Source organism: Nocardia sp. NPDC003963, from assembly GCF_053605105.1.
Map to the genome: position 1 here is coordinate 17,158 of NZ_JBSGIP010000051.1, position 19,286 is coordinate 36,443.

Below are 19,286 nucleotides of genomic sequence, written 5' to 3' on the forward strand. Positions count from 1 at the left end.
ACACCGCTATTCGGTGCTGTTGTTGCCGAATTCCTCGTCCCATAGTTGCCTGTACATCCGTTCGTACGATTCCCGGTAGGGAACTTTGCTCGAGCTCATGATCTCGTCTCCATACAATTCCGCAGCGGCGTCACGAGCAGAATCGGGCGACAAATCCCCCCGGCGAAATTTTTCGTAGATATCGACATACTTGCGTGGAACCGATATTTCCGGTCCAACGTCGTCCAATATCTCCCGCCGCACTTCGGCTTCCGCCAGGACGGCATCCCCCTCTCGGCGTAACTGTTCCATCACCTTCAGTTTCACCCAGTCTTCTCGAGTCTTTCCTTCGGGTGATACGTCCGCACCCTGATACGCACGCGGGTCGGCATGCCTGGTCTCGTGTGCGAGAACTGCTACCGTTCCCAGGTCATCGTCTCGCCATCTGCCATCGACAGTGATCGTCTTTTCTCTGCTGTTCATATAGTCACCGCCGCCGCGCTCACCGTATCGGACGAGCCATCCCTCGTGCTGGATACCACGTACTCGAGCGGTGAGCCGTAGCAAGCGGGCGGATTCCCAGCCGACGCGGCGGGGAGATCCGGCCGGACGGTCCCGGCCGGATTCCTCCGCTCACGCCGCGTCGAGAGCCGCGGTGATCTTGCGGGTCATCTCGACCAGAGTCGGGCTCGGCGCACCCTTGCCGGGCCGGCCGGCAGCCTCGACGGCCACCAACACAGTGTCGCGGAAGTTGACGGCTTCCGCCGAGTCCTGTTCCTTCAGCAAGCTCATCGCCGCGGTCAGGGCCGGCAGCACCCGGTCGGCGAGCTGGGCGACGGTCCGGCCCTTCAGCTCGATATCCTTGGATTTCGCGGCGAGCACATGCCCGATCGGGCCGGTCGCCGTCCACAGGGCGAGGGAACCCTGAGTGGCGGCCTTGTGCGGCGAGCCGGACGCGTCGGCGGCCGACATCAGGGATACGGCGCCGTAGGCGGCGGTCCGGACGGTGGCTTTGTCCTGGTCGGTAAGCGTGATGGACATGATGTGTGCTCCTTCGAAGCCGCGATGGTGCGGATGGACGAACGGTCGAAAGGAGCCGGGCCTCTACCCGGGCATCCGATCGTTCAGAGCCGGCCGCCGTGGCCGAGAGGCTCACTGCGTTGCTCATGTGAATACTGTCGCGACCACACCTGACGCCGGACTGACAGCGCGCTGACACCTCCGCTGATACGACATCCGGCCCGGGAGCATCGGGCCCGCCGGCGCTATTCGCCCGATCCGAACAGGATCCGGTTGACCCGGACCAGCACATCGAGCTGGGCCGGGTTGTAGAGATCCCGCAGGGCTTTGCCCACCGTTTCCGCCGCTCGTTTCGCACCCACCGGCGAATCGTCGGCCGGAGCCTGGATTTCGGGGTATTCGGCAGTCACCTCACCCACATACGGGGCCAGCCGTTCGGCCAGGCCGGCACGGGTGGACTCGTCGGCCTCGGCGGACAGATGATCGAACTCCGTCATCGCCGGCACATCCCGCTGCTCGCTCAGCAGGCCCCGCAGTGCACTCAGCCCGGACGGCCCCAGAACGCGGGTGAGGATGAGGGTGAAATCGCGGTCGGCGTCGGTGAACACGGCGGCGGCCGGCCCGATATCCGACGGGAGATCGGTGGGTGTGCCCTGGCGCAGGATCAGGGCGAGTTCCACCCGGATGCGCTGAAGGCGTTCGATGGTCGAGGCCAGTTCGGCGTCCAGGGTCCGCAACGCGTCCCGGGGGAAATCCTCCGCGTCACCCATCGCGGCGATCTGCGAAAGCGGTATCCCGAGGTCGGCGAGTCGTTTGATCCGGAGCACCCGCAGCAGATGCGCCACTCCGTAGCGCTTGTACCCGTTGGACGCGCGTTCGGGCTCGTCCAGCAGACCGATATCGTGATAGTGGCGGACCGCCCGCACGCTCGTGCCGGCGAGTTCCGCGAGCTGACGGGTACTCCACGTCATGACCGACTCCTCCGCTACGGTTCCGCCGCCGCGAATGCGCCGACGCGATACCACCCTGAACCGTGCCGCCACGGCACAGTCAAGCGCTCGCGCGCCGGGGCTGGAGTTCCCGCCCGAAAACCACGCGAACCACTTCCCCGAATGTGACCTGGATCATTCCGGATCGCCGTTGACCCTGCCGTTGCGGCCGGGTGTCTCCTGGCATCGAAGGCGGTCGTCGCACCAGCGTCCTCCGGATACGCGCCGTGCCGCCGTGCTTCCGATCGCAGACCCGCCGACAGCCGGAAGGTTCGAATGACGAAGACCGATACGACATTGCCGAAATTCATCGCCGTACAGGATTTCTTCGGACCGCCCGTCCGCACGGGCGCCTCCATATCGCCGGACGGTTCCCGGATCGCGTATCTGGCGCCGTGGCGCAATCGCCTCAACGTTTGGATCGAGAACACCGACGGGACCGGCGAACCGCGCTGCGTCACCGCCGACGCGAACCGCAGTGTGCAGGAGTACCACTGGACCGACGATCCGCGCTGGCTGCTGTACACCCAGGACAGCAACGGCGACGAGAACTGGCATCTGTACCGGGTCGATCTCGACGACCCGGCCGCCCCGGCCGTGGATCTCACGCCGTTCCCGGGTACCCGGGTCGTGCATCTCGAGTTGCCCACCGCGCTGCCGGGGCGTGCCCTGGTCTCCGCGAACTTCCGAACCGTCGAGGAAGTCGACCTCCACGAACTCGATATCGCCACCGGCGAACTCACGATGCTCGCGCGGAACCCGGGCGGTGTCAGCGGCTGGTTCCGCGGCCGGGACGGTGAACTGTTCGCCACCACGATGACCGCGGCCGGCGACCTCGAGTTCGCACGCTGGGACGACGCGACAGCCACCTTGCGTCCGCTGCTGGTGTTCGACGGCACCGACTACCCGATGGGTATGTACCCGGTGCAGATCACCCCCGACGGGACCGGCGTGTGGATCGGCTCCAACCGGGGCACCGACCGAACCCGGCTGGTGCGGGTGGATCTGGCCTCGGGCGCGGAGACCGAGGTCGACAGCCATCCCACCTACGATCTCGACACCCGCCCGCAGGTGAACCCGGCCCTGCCACCGCCGCTCATCCGGGACCGGCGGACCGGCGAGCTGCTCGGCGTGCGATATCTGCGCGAACGGCAGGTGATCCGTCCCCTGGATCCGCATTTCGCGGAGGTGCTGGAGAACCTGTCCGCACTCTCGGACGGCGATCTGGCCGCGGTGTCCTCCGATACGACCGGGCGGCAATGGGTCGCCGGTTTCACGCACGACCGCGACCCCGGCCGCACCTACTACTACGATCACCGCACCGGCGAGAGCAGGCTGCTCTTCCGTCCCTTCCCCCACCTGGATCCCGCGGCGCTGGCACCTATGACACCGGTGACCGTCACCTCGCGCGACGGGCTCGAACTGCCGTGTCACCTGACGCTGCCCGTGGGAGTCGAACCGCGCGGGTTGCCGATGGTCGTGCAGTTGCACGGCGGCCCGTGGTACCGGGACAGCTGGGGCTACGTCCCCGGCGTGCAGCTGCTGGCGAACCGCGGCTACGCGGTTCTGCAGGTCAACTTCCGCGGATCCACCGGTTACGGAAAAGCTTTCGTCGAGGCCGCGGTCGGCGAGTTCGGCGGCCGGATGCACGACGATGTGATCGATGCGGTGGGCTGGGCCGTGGCCGAGGGGTACGCCGACCCCGGCCGGGTCGCGATCTTCGGTGGCTCCTACGGGGGCTACGCCACGCTGGTCGGCATCACCCGTACTCCCGATGTCTTCGCGGCCGCCGTCGACTACGTCGGTATATCCGACCTGGCGAACTTCATGCGCACCATCCCCGAGTTCGGGAAACGTTTCCTTACCAACAATTTCCACCGTTTCGTCGGCGACCCCGACGATCCGGAACAGGCGGCCGATATCGCGGCGCGGTCGCCGATCAACTATCTCGACCGGATCCGGACACCGCTGCTGGTGATCCAGGGCGCCAACGATGTGCGGGCGGTTCGCGCCGAATCCGACAACGTCGTCGACGGGCTGCGGGCGCGCGGGGTCGAGGTCGAATATCTGGTCAAGGAGGACGAGGGGCACGGTTTCGTGAACCCGGACAACCAGATCGATATGTATCACGCGATGGAGCGCTTCTTCGACCGGCATCTCGGAACCGGCGCGGACGGTGCGCGGGCCGGTAGCTGACCCGCCCGGCGGCGTCCGGGGCGTGCGCGGGGTACGCCACGAACGCCACCGCCGAGTCGGCTCCGGCCGCCGGAGCACCGGGCCCGGCCCGGGATCGGGCCGGGATCGGGCCGGGATCGGGCCGGGCCGGTGCGTGACCGGCTCCGCTGCCGCTGGACACGGATCCGCGCCACCCACCGCGGCGTGTCGCGCGAGCGCGTACGGGGGTGGACAGTCGATGCGTTCGCTGGCACGATACGCACCGAAAACGTACAGACCATGCGGAGCTCGAGAACACCAGCGGTAGCCTCTGACGCCATGACCACGCACATGTTGCGAATTCGCTCCACTTCGCGTGTTCCAACCGGTGAAGGGAAGTGAACAAGCCGTGGCCACGGTGACCTTCGATCGCGCCACCCGGCAGTATCCGGGGGCCAGAACGCCCGCAGTCGATCAGTTGCAGCTCGAGATCGCCGATGGCGAGTTCCTGGTGCTGGTCGGCCCTTCGGGGTGCGGGAAATCGACTTCGCTGCGGATGCTCGCCGGACTGGAGGAAGTATCCGGCGGTCGCATCCTGATCGGTGACCGCGATGTCACCCATTCCGATCCCAAGAACCGCGATATCGCGATGGTCTTCCAGAACTATGCGCTGTACCCGCATATGACGGTCGCCGAGAACATGGGTTTCGCGCTCAAACTGGCCAAGGTCGGCAAGGACGAATCCCAGCGCCGGGTGCGCGAGGCAGCCCGCCTGCTCGATCTCGAACCGCTGCTGGACCGCCTGCCCAAGGCACTCTCCGGCGGTCAGCGCCAGCGGGTGGCGATGGGCCGGGCGATCGTACGCGACCCGCAGGTGTTCCTGATGGACGAACCGCTGTCCAACCTGGACGCGAAGCTGCGGGTGCAGACCCGCACCCAGATCGCGCAGCTACAGCGCCGGCTGGCGACGACGACGGTGTATGTCACCCACGACCAGGTCGAGGCCATGACCATGGGCGACCGGGTCGCGGTGATGCGCGACGGTCTGCTCCAGCAGTGCGCCGCCCCGCGCGACCTCTACCGCGATCCGGCGAATGTGTTCGTCGCCGGGTTCATGGGGTCGCCGGCGATGAACCTGTTCACGCTGCCGATCACCGACGGCGCGGTCCGGATCGGCGGATTCGCGCTGCCCCTGCCCCGGTCGGTGGCCGATGCCGCGGGCACCTCGGTGACCGTGGGCATCCGTCCCGAACACCTGGACACCGGCGATTCCGGTATCGAGATCGAGGTGGATGTGGTGGAGGAGCTGGGTTCCGACGCCTTCATCTACGGCCGCCCCACCGAGGACACCCAGGGCGCCGACTCGATCGTGGCACGTACCGACTGGCGCAATCCTCCGGCGAAGGGCAGCCGGGTACGGCTGGCCACCGACCCCGAGCACGTCTACTTCTTCGCACCCGACGACGGCCGCCGCCTGAACTGACCGCTGCCGCCCACCCGGACCGGTACGGATCCGGGCCTGCATCGCCATCGGAGGCGTCGACGGGGCAGGCCGTCCCACGTGCCGTGGCGTATTCGGCATGCCGCGAGCACCCCGTATCCATCCTGCCGAGCGTCCGATGACACACAGAATCGCGGTCGCTACGGGTGATCGCCGGTACGCCCCGCTCCGGACGTTCGTCGTCGCCGATGGTCGGCGCGCCATCGCTCGTTGAGCCGGACCCCGAGATCGTCCACGCCGATCTCGCGGCCGGATTCGCTGCGCACCTGGACCCGGACCGGATCCCCGGTTGCCGCTTCGACCAGGTCGAGGGGCGGTGGGCCGGGTTGCAGGTGGGTATCGCCCCATTGCATGAGCGCGAGCACCACGGGTAACAGATCGCGCCCTTTCGCGGTGAGCACATATTCGTTGCGGGTGCGCTTTCCCTCTTCCCGATACGGCTGCCTGGTGAACAGCCCCGCCTGGGTGAGCTTGCGCAACTGTCCGGCGACTGCGGCATCGGTGATACCCACCCGGGACGCGAACCCGTCGAACCGGGTCGTGCCGTAGTACGCCTCGCGCAGGATCAGGATCGCCGAACGCGTGCCGACCACCTCGAGCGCCATCGCGATCGAGCAGTGGTCGGGTTGCCACGAGTCGAGATCGGCCAGGGGGCCTTCCATCACCGCTGCCATCCGCCCATCATATCGACCCTGGCTTGCCTTCACTAACGTCAGCACTTACCCTGGCTTTAGATAACTTTAGCCAGGGTTCGCCCCGGCGACGAAAGGAATCACCATGCGAGACGCGGTCATCGTCGATGCGGTACGGACCCCGGTCGGGCGCGGTAGGCCCACCGGAGCCCTGCACTCGGTCCATCCGGTGGACCTCATGGCGCACAGCCTGCGCACACTTGTCGAACGCGCCGGAATCGACCCAGCGCTGATCGACGATGTGATCGGCGGGGTCGTGAGCCAGGTCGGCGAACAGGGTGTGAACATGACCCGGCGCGCCGCCCTGGCCGCGGGCTTCCCGGAATCGGTCCCGGCGACCACGGTCGACCGGCAGTGCGGCAGCAGCCAGCAGGCGGTGCATTTCGCGGCACAGGGCGTTATCGCCGGCGCCTACGACATGGTGGTGGCCACCGGCGTCGAATCCATGAGCCGGGTACCGATGGGCGCGAGCGCGCGCGGCGCCGACGACATCTCCGGTGTGGGCTTCGCCGAGCGGTACCCCGAAGGATTGGTGCCGCAGGGAATAAGCGCGGAACTCATCGCCGCGAAATGGGGTATCAGCAGAACCGAACTGGACGAATTCGCGCTCGCCAGCCACGAGAAAGCCGCCCGCGCCACCAAGGACGGTCGCTTCGCCGCCGAATCGGCCCCACTGGCCGGACTGGAGAGCGACGAGGGCATCCGCACCGGTTCCACCCTCGACACCCTCGCCGCGCTGCGCCCCGCCTACTACGACCCGGCGATGGCGGCCCGCTTTCCCGAGATCGGCTGGAACATCACCGCCGCCACCGCCAGTCAGATCAGCGACGGCAGCGCGGCGGTTCTGATCACCACCAGCGAAAAGGCCCGCGAACTGGGTCTGCGGCCGCTGGCCCGGCTGCACAGTTTCGCGGTGGCCGGCGACGATCCGCTGCTCATGCTCACCGCCGTCATCCCCGCGACCCGCAAGGTACTGGACCGGGCCGGGCTCACCATCGACGATATCGACCTGATCGAGATCAACGAGGCGTTCGCCTCCGTGGTCGCGGCCTGGGAGCACGACACCGGCGCCGACCCGGAACGCGTGAACGTCAACGGCGGCGCGATCGCCCTCGGCCATCCGCTCGGCGCGTCCGGGGCCCGGCTCATGACCACCCTCGTACACGCCATGCAGGATCGCGGCGCCCGCTACGGCCTGCAGACCATGTGTGAGGCGGGCGGGCTCGCCAACGCGACAATCCTCGAACGCCTCTGATCGGCACCCTCACCGATGTCCGGCCCCGTCCGAGGGCCGGCATCGGTCTCACCGGGACTGCTCCGCAGGGAGTGATGTGCCGCGATCCGGGGTGGACGCGAACGTGATGGGACCAGGCAACGCTCCGCCGATACCCGAATCAGGCGGCCGAACGACGCGCCGATGATTCGGAAACGCCGATAATCGAACACACTTTCTAACGTAACCCGCGGTAACCCGGATACGTTCTGCCACATGGTCGGTTCCCCGCACGAGGTGATGCACCGCCTCTTCCAGCACGATCCCGGCGTCTTCGCCCGAGCGTTCCGCGCCCTCGGACTACCCTTCGACGACCCCGCCGAAGTTGCGGTGTTCACCAACGACCTCACCGAGATCCGCCCCCTCGAACGCCAGGTCGATACCCTTCTCAGGATCACCACCGTCCACGACGGCACCTTCCTGCTACTCGTCGAAGCCCAGAACAAGAAAGACGACGACAAGCCCGGCGCCTGGGCCTACTACCTGGCCCACCTCCACGAGAAGTACCGGCTCCCGGTCGTACTACTCGTCGTGTGCCGCGACAACACGACCGCCGGCTGGGCACGCGAACCGATCAGGATCGGCCTGCCGCAATGGTCGAGCATTATCGTGCGCCCACTCGTCCTGGGGCCGGACAACGTCCCTGTGGTCACAGATCCCGAGGTGGCGGCGGCCGATATCCCCTTGGCCGTGTTGTCGGCGGTCACCCACGTCGAAGACGCACGTATCGGTGCCATACTGAAAACGCTCGCCGATGCCCTGCACGAACTGGAAGATGAGGAAGACTTCCACGTCTTCGCCGAACTCACCGAACTCGGCCTCGGCGCGACCCGAGCCGCGAAAACCTGGAGCAAACTGATGAGCGTGGACCTGTCGTTCTATCGTTCGCGTACCTCGCAGCGCTTGCGCGCCGAAGGCCGCGCCCAAGGGCTCGCCGAAGGTCTGGCCGAAGGTCTGGCCGAAGGTCTGGCCGAAGGTCTGGCCGAAGGTCTGGCCGAAGGGCACATCGAAGGCCGCGTCGAAGAAGGCATCGACAAGACTCTGCGGCTGCTGGAGGCACGCGGGATCACTGTCCCCGACCGTGCCAGAGAGCGCATTCGGGCCTGCACCGACCTCGAGATCCTCGATCGCTGGTTCGACCGGGCCATCACCGCCACCGAGATCGACGAGATCTTCGCCGACTGACGGTCGGCCTTCCCGTCCGGCAGCTCGAGCCCGCTCCGGACGACCGCCGCTGCCCGGGACGCCACTACTGTGGGACCGGTGACGCAACTGCCCGAGATCGACACCCTCGTCGTCTACGCGATTCCGTTGCGGTCGAAGTTCCGGGGGATCACGGTGCGCGAGGGGGTGGTGGTTCGCGGGCCGCGCGGGTGGGGGGAATTCTGTCCTTTCCCCGAATACGACGATCGCGAAGCCGCGAACTGGATGGCGACCACCGTCGAACAGATCACCGTCGGTTGGCCGGAACCCCTCCGCGATCGGATACCGATCAACTGCACTGTGCCCGCAGTGTCACCGGAGCGCGCGTATGAGCTGGTGGCGGGGTCGGGTTGCCGGACAGCGAAAGTGAAGATCGCCGACCATCCGGGTTCCCTGCCGGAGGATCTGGCCCGGGTGGAAGCCGTACGGTCGGCGCTGGGGCCTACCGGGGCGATCCGGGTGGACGCGAACGCGGTGTGGGATGTGACCACCGCGATCCGCAGTATCGGGGAAATAGACCGCGCCGCAGGCGGTCTGGAGTATGTCGAACAACCGTGCCCGACGGTCGCCGAACTCGCAGAGGTCCGGCGCCGGGTACAGGTTCCGATCGCGGCCGATGAATCCATCCGCCGCGCGGAGGATCCGATGCGGGTCGCGGTGGCGGGCGCGGCGGATATCGCGGTGATCAAATGCACTCCGCTCGGTGGCGTCCGGCGGGCATTGGGGGTGGCCGAAGCGGCCGGACTGCCCTGTGTGATCTCCTCGGCACTCGAGACCAGTATCGGATTGTCCGCCCAACTGGCGTTGGCCGGTGCGCTACCGGACCTCGACCACGCCTGTGGCCTGGGGACCGTGACCCTGTTCGACGGCGATCTCGTCACTGATTCGCTGGTCCCCGCGCACGGATACCTCCCCGTTCCGCGCAGCGCCCCACAACCCGATCCGGCCAGGCTCGACGAGTACCGCCACCCCGACCCGGGACGCACCGCATGGTGGACCGAACGTTTCCACCGGGTCCTCACCTACCTGACGGCACACCGTGCCGGCGAATACACGACCTGAGTACGCCGAATCGTCCGGGCGCGACCGGAATGTGAGACATCCGGACACGGGTGCCGCTCTACCGGAACGGATATCGGTCGCCGCCTGCCGAAATGCCGAATACGCTTCCCGATGTTCCTGCCCCGGCCGAGCAATGGACGCAATCATGATCGTCGTACCGTCCGTACTCACCGATCTGTTGTGGGCGTCGGAGCCGGATACGTGCCGATCCTTATCCCTCGATTTCGGCAGTCACGCCCTAGATGCATGTGCCGATATCTGCACCGGCGAACTCTTCGAGGCAGCGCACGCCTGTATCGCCGCGGCCCGGCGGGTGAGTGCCGTCGATACCGCCGGAACAGCCCAGGCCGCTGTCGGCCGCTACGCCGCCCATCGTGCGGCGAGCACGATCGAAGGCCCGGACGAGCGCGCCGCTGCGCGAAGCGCTCGGTGGGAGGAGGCCCGGTGGCAGCTGATCCGGGTGATCGAGGTCGCGCCGCGGCCGCCGGAAGGCCGGGAAGAATGCCCGGACCGCGGGTGACAGCGCCGGATACAGCACGGTCCCGGGGCATCAACCCACCCGCGCACCGCAATCGTGCAGGTTGATACGTAGCAGCAGAGCTGCTTCCGGACCTATGACGCCCTCGACCAGATCCACATAGCGACCGCAGAACCTGGTGCCGTGCGCGGCTTCCGCAGCGGGATCCGGCGCGAGGTGGTGGGCGAGTTCGTGCAACACCACCAGTTCACGCAGCGCCCACGCGGCGGAATCCCCGCGGTGCAGCGGCACCGCGAGCACCGCGTCCGCTGCTTCGTAATGTGCTGCGATGTTTCCCGCCCGGGAGCGAACCCGGACCGGAATTTTCGCCGACGTCCACCGTGCCCGGACCCAGTCGAGACCGAGCACCCGATCGCAGTACCGCTGCACCGAATCCACCGAGGCGAACTTCCGTTCCACCGGGAGGGTCAGCCGGGATCCGTGCACTTCGACAGTGCGCTGCCCGAATTCCGCTGCCCGGTCGAATATCGAGCGCACCAGCTGTTCCGCGTCGTACACCTTGGCGCGCTGGGAATCTCGCACGGTACTCACGGCGCTACCCGGGGAGCTGTCCGCGCGCACCGTCCAGCTCTTGCGCGGGCCCGAGTCTGGCCGCCTGCCCGGCCAGGTCACCCGCCCGCCGGGCGGCCGGCGCGTAGCCGGTGGAGGTGCGCGGCCCGCGCCAGGTGCCGCGGGCCTCGGAGGTGCGGGTGTAGAAGTCGGTGAGTTCGATTTCCTTACCGCGCAGCGCGAGCGCTGTCTCCGCGGCGGCCTCCGGCGATACGTGTCCGGCGCCGCCGGTGTCCAGGGTGGTCGCGGCCCGCTCGACCTCCGTCGCGGCCTCGGCCAGCCGGATTCCGATCCGCTCGGCGAACGCGAGCTGGAAGTTCAGCCGTGCTGTCACCCCGGCCACCGGGACACGCGTCACCCGGCGCATCCGGCGCCCGCCGCGGCGTTCGACGACCACCTTCTCCACGGTCGCCGAACGGTAGTCGCCGGATTTGATGTACCGGTCCGATGCCCGCACCATCTGCACCAGCAGGCTGGAGTAGAGGGCTTCGCAGACCGCGATATCGGCGGCGAACCCGTAGGCGTAGACCTGGGTGGAAGTACGGGCCACATCGCAGCGCACGGCATTGGCGCCGGCGATGGCCACGAACAGCTGGACGTAGGTGCGCAAGCCCTTGCGCCCGGGTTCACCGATCGGGATCATCCGCTGGATCAGCTCGTTGGGCCGTTCCCGGTCCCGGGTATGCGCCCGGGCCACCGCCAGATCGATCGAGGACCGGGTCGCCAGCCGCTGCGCGGCGGCCAGGAACGCTTCGGCCTCGTGCTCGTTGTCGGTGGATTCGGCTTGACGCAGCAGTCCACCGACCCTGGTGAGCAGGCGATCGGATACTGCGTTCGCGGTGGACATCGGGCACCAGCCTAATCAGCGCAGCACAGCGAAGCCCACTCCCGACTCACCCACGACCGGAGCGCAGGCAACGAGCCCCCTGAACCACAGTCCGCGCTCGGTGAGCAGCGAATGCGGAGACACCGCCCGAGAATCACGACCGGGCCGACCCACCCACGCCCGCGTACGACCGGAGCGAACGCGGAGGTACACCGAAGGAACACGGCCGGCCGCAGCCCGCCCTCGGTCCGCGCACGGCCGGAGCGAAGGCGGAGGTACGCAGAAAAACACAGCCGGGCGTAGCCCGTCCTCGGTCCGCGCACGGCCGGAGCGAAGGCGGAGGTACGCCGAAAAAACACAGCCAGGCGTAGCCCGTCCTCAGTCCGCGCACGGCCGGAGCGAAGGCGGAGGTACGCCTAGCAGTCGTTATAGGCTCTCCGCACTATTCGGCGAACTCTCCCGCCCGTCCCGGACAGGTTCGGGTGCCGGAGCTTCCGCTCACTTCGATCCAGGAGTATCCGACACCGACCGTGCACACCATGTATGTTGCCTTGTGCTGCCGCTCACGTGTCGACCCTGGAGTTCCGCGATGGCTTTCAAGAAGGTGCCGTCTCTACGTGCCGCGCTCGTCCTATGGCCGATCGCGCTGCTGACCGTGACCTTTGCCACCGCGTGCAACACCAGTGACACCGATGAACAGCTCGGGATGAACCAGGACGGGCGCGGCCCGATCACCTACGTCGAAGGTAAGGACACCACCGAGACCGGCGCCGTCAAACAGGTCATCGATCGCTGGAACGCGACCCATCCGGACGAGCAGGTCACCTACAAGGAACAGTCCAACGACGCCTCGGCCCAGTACGACGATCTCGTCGAACATATGCGCGCGAAGTCGACGGACTACGACGTGGTGGCCCTCGATGTGCCGTGGACCGCGGAGTTCGCGGCCAAGGGCTGGATCCAGCCCTTGGAGGACGAGTTCGCCATCGACACCTCGCCGTTGCTGTCGCCGCCGGTGGCCAGCGCCACCTACAACGGCACCCTCTACGCCGCGCCCCGTAACACCAACGGTGGCCTGCTCTTCTACCGCAAGGACCTGGTGCCCGCCGCTCCCCTCACCTGGGCCGAGATGCGTGCCAGTTGCCCGCTGGCGCGGGACAACCAGATGGGCTGCTACGCGGGTCAGTTCGCTCCGTACGAGGGCCTGACGGTGAACACCGCCGAGGTGATCAACGCCTTCGGCGGCACCTTCGTCGGTACCGACGGCCGCACTCCGACGGTGAACAGCCCGCAGTCGCGGGCCGGGCTCGAACAGCTGGTGGATTCCTACCGGGTCGGCGATATCCCGCGCGAGGCCATCACCTTCCAGGAACCGGAGAGCGGCGCCGCGTTCACCCAGGGCAAGCTCATGTTCCTGCGCAGCTGGCCCTCCACCTACGGTGACGCCTCCTCGGAGGCCTCGGCCGTCAAGGACAAGTTCGGGGTCGCGCCGCTGCCCGGCGATACCGGTATCGGCGCCTCCACCCTCGGTGGCTACAACGCCGCGATCAGCGCGTATTCCGAGAACAAGGCCACCGCACTGGATTTCCTGAAGTTCCTGATCGGCGAGGAAGCCCAGCACATCATCGCCTCCGGCGCACTGCCGTCGGTGCGGGCCTCGATCTACGACGATCCGGCACTCATCGCCAAGATGCCGTACCTGCCCGCCTTGAAGGATTCCATCGCCAGCGCGGTGCCCCGACCGGTCACCCCGTTCTATCCGGCGGTGTCCAAAGCCATTCAGGACAACGCATATGCTGCCCTGACCGGAACCAAGTCCGTGAACGACGCGATCATCGGCATGCAGAAGGGCATCGAGACGGCCGGATCGTAGAGGTTCAACCGGACCCGGCGAGCCCGTAGGAGAGAGTAACGGTGTCGGATCCTTCCGGAACGGACGCGCAGGCGTCGGTCCGTACAGAAAAGCCCGCGAACGCAACCGATAGTCGCGGGACGGCCAGCAGGCTTCGCGACGAAGTCCGCATATCGGGGCGGGCGTGGTTGTTCGTCGCGCCGGTACTGATAGCGCTCACCGTCGTGATCGGCTACCCGGTGCTGCGGGCACTGTGGATGTCGTTCACCTACGACGATCAGCTCGACGAGGCGACCGGTCGTTTCGTCGACAGCGGCCAGGGCACCTTCTACAACTACCTGCACTGGCTCGTCGGTCAATGCCAGGTGATCACCGGGGGCGTCACCGACTGCCCGACCGGCAATCTGGGCGCCGAGTTCTGGGGCGCTGTCGGTGTCACACTGTTCTTCGCGGTCGTCACGGTGACCATCGAAGTCGCGATCGGGCTGGGCATGGCGATCGTCATGGGCAAGACGTTCAAGGGACGGGCGCTGCTGCGGGCGGCGGTCCTGATTCCGTGGGCGATCCCGACGGCCGTCACGGCCCGGCTGTGGGAATTCATGTTCCAGTACGACGGCCTGGTCAACACCGTATTCGGCACCGATATCCTGTGGACCTCGGAGACCTGGCCCGCCCGGTTCGCGGTAATCGCCGCCGATGTGTGGAAGACCGCGCCGTTCGTGGCGCTGCTGCTGCTTGCCGGTCTGCAGATCATCCCCGACGACGTCTACGAGGCGGCGCGGGTGGACGGCGCCTCGGCCTGGCAGCGGTTCACCCAGATCACCATGCCGCTGCTCAAACCCGCGCTGCTGGTCGCGGTGCTGTTCCGCACCATGGACGCGCTGCGCATGTACGACCTGCCCGCCATCATGACCAACAATCTGCCGGCCACCCGGACCCTGTCGGTGCTGGTGGTCGAACAGACACGGCAGGGACCCAACAGTGCGGCGGCACTATCGACGATCACCTTCCTGTTGATCTTCGCCGCGGCCTTCGTACTGGTGAAGATATTGGGCGCGAACGCGGTGCGGACGCAGGAAGAACAGCGGAAGGCGTGATGGCCGCGGTGACAACACAGCAAACCGGTACCGTCCGTTCCGCGCCGTCGTGGCGGCGCAGGCTCGGCTCGGCCCGCATCTACGTGGGCGCCCTGATCATCCTTCTGTGGGGGCTGGGCCCGTTCTACTGGATGGCGGTGACCGCTTTCCGCGACCCCGCCTACACCTTCGATCCGACGCCGTGGCCCACCCATGTCACGCTCGACAACTTCCGGGACGCCTTCGATACGAGCCGGGGTAACAATTTCGGCCGGGCCCTGCTGAACAGCGTGATCATCGGCTCGGCCAGTACCGCGATCGCGCTGGTGATCGGGATCATGGCGGCCTACGCGCTGGCCCGGCTCACCTTCAAGGGCCGGTACGTGGTGTCCGGGCTGATCCTGAGCGCATCGATGTTCCCGGTGGTCGTCCTGGTGACCCCGCTGTTCCAGCTGTTCACCGATATCGGCTGGATCGGCAAATACCAGGCGCTGATCCTGCCGAACATCTCCTTCGTACTGCCGCTGACCGTCTACATCCTGGCCTCGTTCTTCACGGAACTGCCCTGGGAGCTCGAGGAGGCGGCCCGTATCGACGGCGCCACCAAGGTGCAGGCGTTCCGGTTGGTGATGCTGCCGCTGGCGGCGCCGGCGGTGTTCACCACCGCGATCCTGGCGTTCATCGCCTCGGTCAACGAGTATCTGCTCGCCCGCGTGCTCTCCGGGAGCAAAACCGAACCCGTGACCGTGGCCATCGCCCGCTTCTCCGGTAACAACCCCCTGGTGGAACCGTATGCGGCGATCATGGCGGCCGGCACGCTGGTGACCGTGCCACTGGTCATCCTGGTGCTCATCTTCCAGCGGCGGATCATCTCCGGACTCACCGCGGGCGGCGTCAAAAGCTGATCACTGGGTATCCTGGGGACCGGCGGTGGTGCGCCTGAGTTTTTCCGACGCTCCGAGAGGAGATGATCGTGAGCTCGTTCCGTTCCAGAGGTGGCAGCAACACTCCACAGGTACCGCAGTATCCCTCCATAGCCGGTTGGAACCAGCTCGACGATTCCGGGCCGCATCCCCGCCCACCCCGGCCGCCCGTCCGTATCCGTCCGCACCGATCCCGCGGCCGGCGTATCCGTCATCTCCTGCTCTGGCTGTTCACCATCCTGGTCGCCGTACCCGCGCTGATCATCGCGCTGGTCTATTGGAGTGCGGAGATCCCGGCCGCCGGAACGGTGCCCATCAACCAGACCGCCACCATCACCGCCTCCGACGGGACGACCGTGCTGGCGAAGGTCGTGCCACCCGAGGGCAACCGCACCCCGGTACCGCTGTCGGATGTACCCGAACACGTCCGTGAAGCGGTGTTGTCCGCGGAGGACCGCAACTTCTACACCAATCCCGGTTTCTCCACTTCCGGTCTGCTGCGCGCCGTCCGCGACAACGTCCTGGGCCGGGCGAACGCCGGTGGCGGTTCCACCATCACCCAGCAGTATGTGAAGAACGCCTTCCTCGACTCCGAACGCACGGTCAGCCGCAAGGCTCACGAGCTGATCATCTCCTCGAAGATGGCGAAGGAATGGAGCAAGGACGATATTCTCGGCGCCTACCTGAACACCATCTATTTCGGTCGCGGCGCGTACGGGGTCGCGGCGGCCGCACAGGCCTATTTCGGTAAACCGGTTCCGGAGCTGACCGTCGCCGAGGGCGCCGTCCTCGCCGCCCTCATCCGTTCCCCGTCCGGGCTGGATCCGCAGACCCGGCTGCCCCAGCTGCTACAGCGCTGGAACTACGTGCTCAACGGCATGGTCGAGATGCGAGCGCTCGCCCCGGGGGAACGTGACGCGATCGTCTTCCCACCGACGATCCCGCCACCGGCCCCCGAGGACGCGAACACCACCCGCGGCCCGGAGGGCCATATCAAAACCCAGGTCCTGCGCGAACTGGCCGATGCCGGGATCTCCGATCAGGAGCTGAACACCGGGGCCCTGCAGATCACCACCACCATCGACGCCAGAGCCCAGGAGGCCGCCACAACCGCCGCGACCGGCGCTCTCGACGGACAGCCCCCGGAATTGCGGACCGCGGTGACCTCCATCGATCCGCGCTCCGGAGCGGTGCGCGCCTATTACGGCGGTGCCGACGGTATCGGCTTCGACTTCGCCCAGGCCCCGGTCCAGACGGGGTCGGCGTTCAAAACCTTCGCGGTGCTCGCGGCCCTGCAGCAGGGCATCCCGCTGTCCCGGGCCTTCGACAGCGCACCCGTGGACGTCAACGGAGTGCTGGTGCGAAATGTCGAGAACGAATCCTGCGGCACCTGCAGTCTCGGCGAGGCCTACAAACGCTCGCTCAACACCAGCTTCTACCGGCTCACCCTCGCCATGAACAACGGGCCCCAGGCGATCGCCGACGCCGCCCACCAGGCCGGTATCCCCCAGGACATCCCCGGTGTGCCGGGTCAGTCGCTCACCGAGATGGGTTCGGCGCCCATGCCGTCCATCGTGCTGGGCACCTACCTGGTGCGCCCGATCGATATGGCTTCGGCGTACGCCACCATCGCCGATGACGGCCGCTATCACCAGCCGTACTTCGTGGAGCGCGTGGTCCGCGGTGACGGCCGCGTCCTACTGGACCGCGGCGGCGACCCGCAGCAGCGGACCGGCGCGCAGCCGCCACCGGCCGAACAGCGGATCCCGCAGACCATCGCCGCGCAGACCGCCGCGGCCATGCTGCCGATCGCCTCGTATTCCAACGGTCACGCACTGAACGGGCGCCCCTCCTCGGCCAAGACGGGCACCACCCAGCTCGGTGATACCGGGCAGAACAAGGACGCCTGGATGGTGGGCTTCACCCCGTCACTGTCCACCGCGGTCTGGGTGGGTACCGAATCGAACCTGCCGATTGTGACCGCCGGTGGCGGCCGCATCTACGGGTCCGGACTCCCCGCCGATATCTGGAAGCAGACCATGGACGGCGGCCTCGTCGATACTCCCGTCGAACAGATCGGCGCACCGGCCCCGAATCCCGCACCGGTCGTCCCGGCCGCGCCGCAGCAGCCTTCACGCAATCCCTACGACATCCTCAACCCGCCGCCCCCGCGGCAACCGGAACCGCAGCAACCGTCGCAGCAGCCCTTCATCGTGATCCCGCCCGCTTCCGAACCGTATGTGCCCGAACCCGAATACCAGCCGGAACCACAGGCGCCCGCGCCCCCGCCCGTCGAAGGACCCGCGCCCGCGCCCGCTCCGGCACCACCGGCACCGCCCCCACCGCCGGCCCCACGAGTCGTCGAAATCCTGCCGGGCGTGACCATACCCGTACCGTGATCTACGGATTCCGGTCGTGATCCCACCGAAGGAACGGTCGGCATGGCAGCATCGTTGGCCAGAGTGAGATGTCGCCCATCCGACCGACCGGCACGGGCCGACGCCCGGTCCGGGACGGGCGTGCGGGAGGATATGCGCTGGAGCGACGACGTATGACGAGACATAGGGGCTACGCCGGTGGAATTCAATGTCGTTGACCGCCCGGAGACGCTGGTGGCGGGAATGGTGCTACGCAGCCCGGCACTCGCTGTGGAAGGGCCGCGCCGCACCAGAGTCGAAGAAGCCTGGAAGCGTACCCTGGCCCGCTCGTTACCCGGTCATCCCGCCAGCGCGTTCGTCGATCACGCCCCGGAGATCAACTCCTACCTGACCCATATCATCGGCTACCGCTGTCACAGTCTCGACGACCTGCTACCCGGCGATATCCTCGCCCGCATTCCCGCCGGCCGTTTCGCCCGGTTCACCCTCAGCGGCGACGACCTGGGCGAAACGATCGTGACCCTGTGGCGCGCGATCTGGGATGCCGAGGCAGCCGGCCGCTTGACCCGCTCGTACACGGGTGACTACGAGCGCTATCCGGACGAGCACAGTGTGGAAGTGTTCGTCGCACTGGCAGAAGACGATTCGGTGAGCAGGTAGGAACAGCTGTGGACTTCGAAATTATCGAACTCGACGAAAGCCTGGTTGCCGGGCTCACCATTCCGCTGGCCGGGCGGGAGGTGACCGCCCGCGACCTCGACCTGGTGAACTTCACCTGGGACCGCTACCTGTCCCGGGAGAAGAACGTCCCCCGGGCCGCCGCCTATATCGGCCAGGGCGACCACGCGGTGGCGGTACTCGGCTACGAGATCAAGGGTATGGACGATCTGGACGCCGGCGATGTACTCACCCGGGTCCCGACCGGCCGCTACGCGAAATTCGTTGTCACCGAGAAACCCTACGATCTGCTCCGCACCGCGTGGGCGAGGGTCCGGGAAGCGGAGAAGGCGGGCACCATAACCCGTTCCCACACCGCCGAATTGGAGCGCTACATCGGCCCCACCTCGGTGGAGGTCTACGTCTCGCTGGACTGAGCCCCCACAGGTCCTCTCCACCCCCAGCACAGCCCGGACAACCCCGGGCGCCGCATACCGACCCGGCCGTCGATGCCCACGTAACCCCCCGAGTCGAGTCTTACGAGACACCTCCAAGGGTTGAGGCCCGTCCCGCCGTTCAGGCCTCGAAGCGCATGCGCCGAAGGCGCGAGTCTC

Annotated in this window: 18 protein-coding genes; 12 read left to right on the forward strand and 6 right to left on the reverse strand. The window is 67.2% G+C overall.

What is annotated here, in order from left to right; genetic code table 11:
* Window positions 1-6: 6 nt before the first annotated feature.
* The 3 genes from ACWEWT_RS34435 to ACWEWT_RS34445 all read right to left on the reverse strand — a co-directional run bounded on the left by ACWEWT_RS34435 (window position 7) and on the right by ACWEWT_RS34445 (window position 1,970).
* Window positions 7-462: a hypothetical protein gene (locus ACWEWT_RS34435; protein ID WP_452565038.1), complete on the reverse strand. Its 456-nt coding sequence runs from the start codon at window positions 460-462 to the stop codon at window positions 7-9.
* Between the two features lie 150 nt (window positions 463-612).
* Window positions 613-1,020, reverse strand: coding sequence for a hypothetical protein (locus ACWEWT_RS34440; protein WP_452565039.1), 408 nt, complete (start codon window positions 1,018-1,020; stop codon window positions 613-615).
* A gap of 224 nt (window positions 1,021-1,244) precedes the next feature.
* Window positions 1,245-1,970, reverse strand: coding sequence for a helix-turn-helix domain-containing protein (locus tag ACWEWT_RS34445; RefSeq protein ID WP_452565040.1), 726 nt, complete (start codon window positions 1,968-1,970; stop codon window positions 1,245-1,247).
* 294 nt (window positions 1,971-2,264) lie between these two features.
* Here ACWEWT_RS34445 and ACWEWT_RS34450 point away from each other — a divergent pair, with 294 nt between their 5' ends.
* Window positions 2,265-4,184, forward strand: a complete 1,920-nt coding sequence (locus ACWEWT_RS34450) for an alpha/beta fold hydrolase (protein ID WP_452565041.1) — start codon at window positions 2,265-2,267, stop codon at window positions 4,182-4,184.
* A gap of 367 nt (window positions 4,185-4,551) precedes the next feature.
* Window positions 4,552-5,625, forward strand: coding sequence for an ABC transporter ATP-binding protein (locus tag ACWEWT_RS34455; protein WP_452565042.1), 1,074 nt, complete (start codon window positions 4,552-4,554; stop codon window positions 5,623-5,625).
* Window positions 5,626-5,783: 158 nt separating this feature from the next.
* Here the strand turns inward: ACWEWT_RS34455 and ACWEWT_RS34460 are convergent, their stop codons facing one another.
* On the reverse strand, window positions 5,784-6,317 hold the full coding sequence (locus ACWEWT_RS34460; protein WP_452565043.1) for a winged helix-turn-helix transcriptional regulator: 534 nt from the start codon (window positions 6,315-6,317) through the stop codon (window positions 5,784-5,786).
* Between the two features lie 103 nt (window positions 6,318-6,420).
* On the opposite strand from ACWEWT_RS34460, the gene ACWEWT_RS34465 reads away from it, so the two are divergent.
* From ACWEWT_RS34465 to ACWEWT_RS34480, 4 genes are all read left to right on the forward strand, one after another.
* Complete coding sequence (locus tag ACWEWT_RS34465) at window positions 6,421-7,590, forward strand: thiolase family protein (RefSeq protein WP_452565044.1); 1,170 nt, start codon at window positions 6,421-6,423, stop codon at window positions 7,588-7,590.
* A 234-nt stretch (window positions 7,591-7,824) separates the two neighbouring features.
* Window positions 7,825-8,793, forward strand: coding sequence for a hypothetical protein (locus ACWEWT_RS34470; RefSeq protein ID WP_452565045.1), 969 nt, complete (start codon window positions 7,825-7,827; stop codon window positions 8,791-8,793).
* Between the two features lie 78 nt (window positions 8,794-8,871).
* A complete protein-coding gene (locus ACWEWT_RS34475; RefSeq protein ID WP_452565046.1) occupies window positions 8,872-9,873 on the forward strand; it encodes an o-succinylbenzoate synthase in 1,002 nt (333 codons plus the stop codon).
* A gap of 145 nt (window positions 9,874-10,018) precedes the next feature.
* Window positions 10,019-10,393 carry a hypothetical protein gene (locus ACWEWT_RS34480; protein WP_452565047.1) on the forward strand — a complete coding sequence of 125 codons (375 nt, stop codon included), beginning with the start codon at window positions 10,019-10,021 and terminating at the stop codon, window positions 10,391-10,393.
* A gap of 30 nt (window positions 10,394-10,423) precedes the next feature.
* Here ACWEWT_RS34480 and ACWEWT_RS34485 read toward each other — a convergent pair whose 3' ends face one another.
* Together ACWEWT_RS34485 and ACWEWT_RS34490 are read right to left on the reverse strand one after the other, a co-directional pair.
* On the reverse strand, window positions 10,424-10,942 hold the full coding sequence (locus ACWEWT_RS34485; protein WP_452565048.1) for a TIGR04338 family metallohydrolase: 519 nt from the start codon (window positions 10,940-10,942) through the stop codon (window positions 10,424-10,426).
* Between the two features lie 4 nt (window positions 10,943-10,946).
* On the reverse strand, window positions 10,947-11,807 hold the full coding sequence (locus tag ACWEWT_RS34490; protein WP_452565049.1) for a DUF2786 domain-containing protein: 861 nt from the start codon (window positions 11,805-11,807) through the stop codon (window positions 10,947-10,949).
* A gap of 568 nt (window positions 11,808-12,375) precedes the next feature.
* On the opposite strand from ACWEWT_RS34490, the gene ACWEWT_RS34495 reads away from it, so the two are divergent.
* The 6 genes from ACWEWT_RS34495 to ACWEWT_RS34520 all read left to right on the forward strand — a co-directional run bounded on the left by ACWEWT_RS34495 (window position 12,376) and on the right by ACWEWT_RS34520 (window position 19,109).
* Window positions 12,376-13,659: an ABC transporter substrate-binding protein gene (locus ACWEWT_RS34495; RefSeq protein ID WP_452565050.1), complete on the forward strand. Its 1,284-nt coding sequence runs from the start codon at window positions 12,376-12,378 to the stop codon at window positions 13,657-13,659.
* Between the two features lie 41 nt (window positions 13,660-13,700).
* Window positions 13,701-14,735, forward strand: coding sequence for a carbohydrate ABC transporter permease (locus tag ACWEWT_RS34500; RefSeq protein ID WP_452565051.1), 1,035 nt, complete (start codon window positions 13,701-13,703; stop codon window positions 14,733-14,735).
* Window positions 14,735-15,619 carry a carbohydrate ABC transporter permease gene (locus tag ACWEWT_RS34505; RefSeq protein WP_452565052.1) on the forward strand — a complete coding sequence of 295 codons (885 nt, stop codon included), beginning with the start codon at window positions 14,735-14,737 and terminating at the stop codon, window positions 15,617-15,619. Before ACWEWT_RS34500 ends, ACWEWT_RS34505 begins: the two co-directional genes overlap by 1 nt.
* Before the next feature lie 62 nt (window positions 15,620-15,681).
* On the forward strand, window positions 15,682-18,036 hold the full coding sequence (locus ACWEWT_RS34510) for a transglycosylase domain-containing protein (protein ID WP_452565053.1): 2,355 nt from the start codon (window positions 15,682-15,684) through the stop codon (window positions 18,034-18,036).
* Between the two features lie 177 nt (window positions 18,037-18,213).
* Window positions 18,214-18,675: a GyrI-like domain-containing protein gene (locus ACWEWT_RS34515; protein ID WP_452565055.1), complete on the forward strand. Its 462-nt coding sequence runs from the start codon at window positions 18,214-18,216 to the stop codon at window positions 18,673-18,675.
* Between the two features lie 8 nt (window positions 18,676-18,683).
* The gene (locus tag ACWEWT_RS34520; protein WP_452565057.1) at window positions 18,684-19,109 is read left to right on the forward strand and encodes a GyrI-like domain-containing protein; all 426 of its coding nucleotides are present in this window, start codon (window positions 18,684-18,686) and stop codon (window positions 19,107-19,109) included.
* Window positions 19,110-19,286 lie beyond the last annotated feature (177 nt).

Bases quoted from the DNA above. Each gene is read 5' to 3' on its own strand.
- ACWEWT_RS34505 (WP_452565052.1), top strand. From the start codon at position 14,735: ATGGCCGCGGTGACAACACAGCAAACCGGTACCGTCCGTTCCGCGCCG.
- ACWEWT_RS34490 (WP_452565049.1), bottom strand. From the start codon at position 11,807: ATGTCCACCGCGAACGCAGTATCCGATCGCCTGCTCACCAGGGTCGGT.
- ACWEWT_RS34495 (WP_452565050.1), top strand. From the start codon at position 12,376: ATGGCTTTCAAGAAGGTGCCGTCTCTACGTGCCGCGCTCGTCCTATGG.
- ACWEWT_RS34450 (WP_452565041.1), top strand. From the start codon at position 2,265: ATGACGAAGACCGATACGACATTGCCGAAATTCATCGCCGTACAGGAT.
- ACWEWT_RS34440 (WP_452565039.1), bottom strand. From the start codon at position 1,020: ATGTCCATCACGCTTACCGACCAGGACAAAGCCACCGTCCGGACCGCC.
- ACWEWT_RS34435 (WP_452565038.1), bottom strand. From the start codon at position 462: ATGAACAGCAGAGAAAAGACGATCACTGTCGATGGCAGATGGCGAGAC.
- ACWEWT_RS34480 (WP_452565047.1), top strand. From the start codon at position 10,019: ATGATCGTCGTACCGTCCGTACTCACCGATCTGTTGTGGGCGTCGGAG.
- ACWEWT_RS34445 (WP_452565040.1), bottom strand. From the start codon at position 1,970: ATGACGTGGAGTACCCGTCAGCTCGCGGAACTCGCCGGCACGAGCGTG.
- ACWEWT_RS34510 (WP_452565053.1), top strand. From the start codon at position 15,682: ATGATCGTGAGCTCGTTCCGTTCCAGAGGTGGCAGCAACACTCCACAG.
- ACWEWT_RS34465 (WP_452565044.1), top strand. From the start codon at position 6,421: ATGCGAGACGCGGTCATCGTCGATGCGGTACGGACCCCGGTCGGGCGC.
- ACWEWT_RS34470 (WP_452565045.1), top strand. From the start codon at position 7,825: ATGGTCGGTTCCCCGCACGAGGTGATGCACCGCCTCTTCCAGCACGAT.
- ACWEWT_RS34460 (WP_452565043.1), bottom strand. From the start codon at position 6,317: ATGGCAGCGGTGATGGAAGGCCCCCTGGCCGATCTCGACTCGTGGCAA.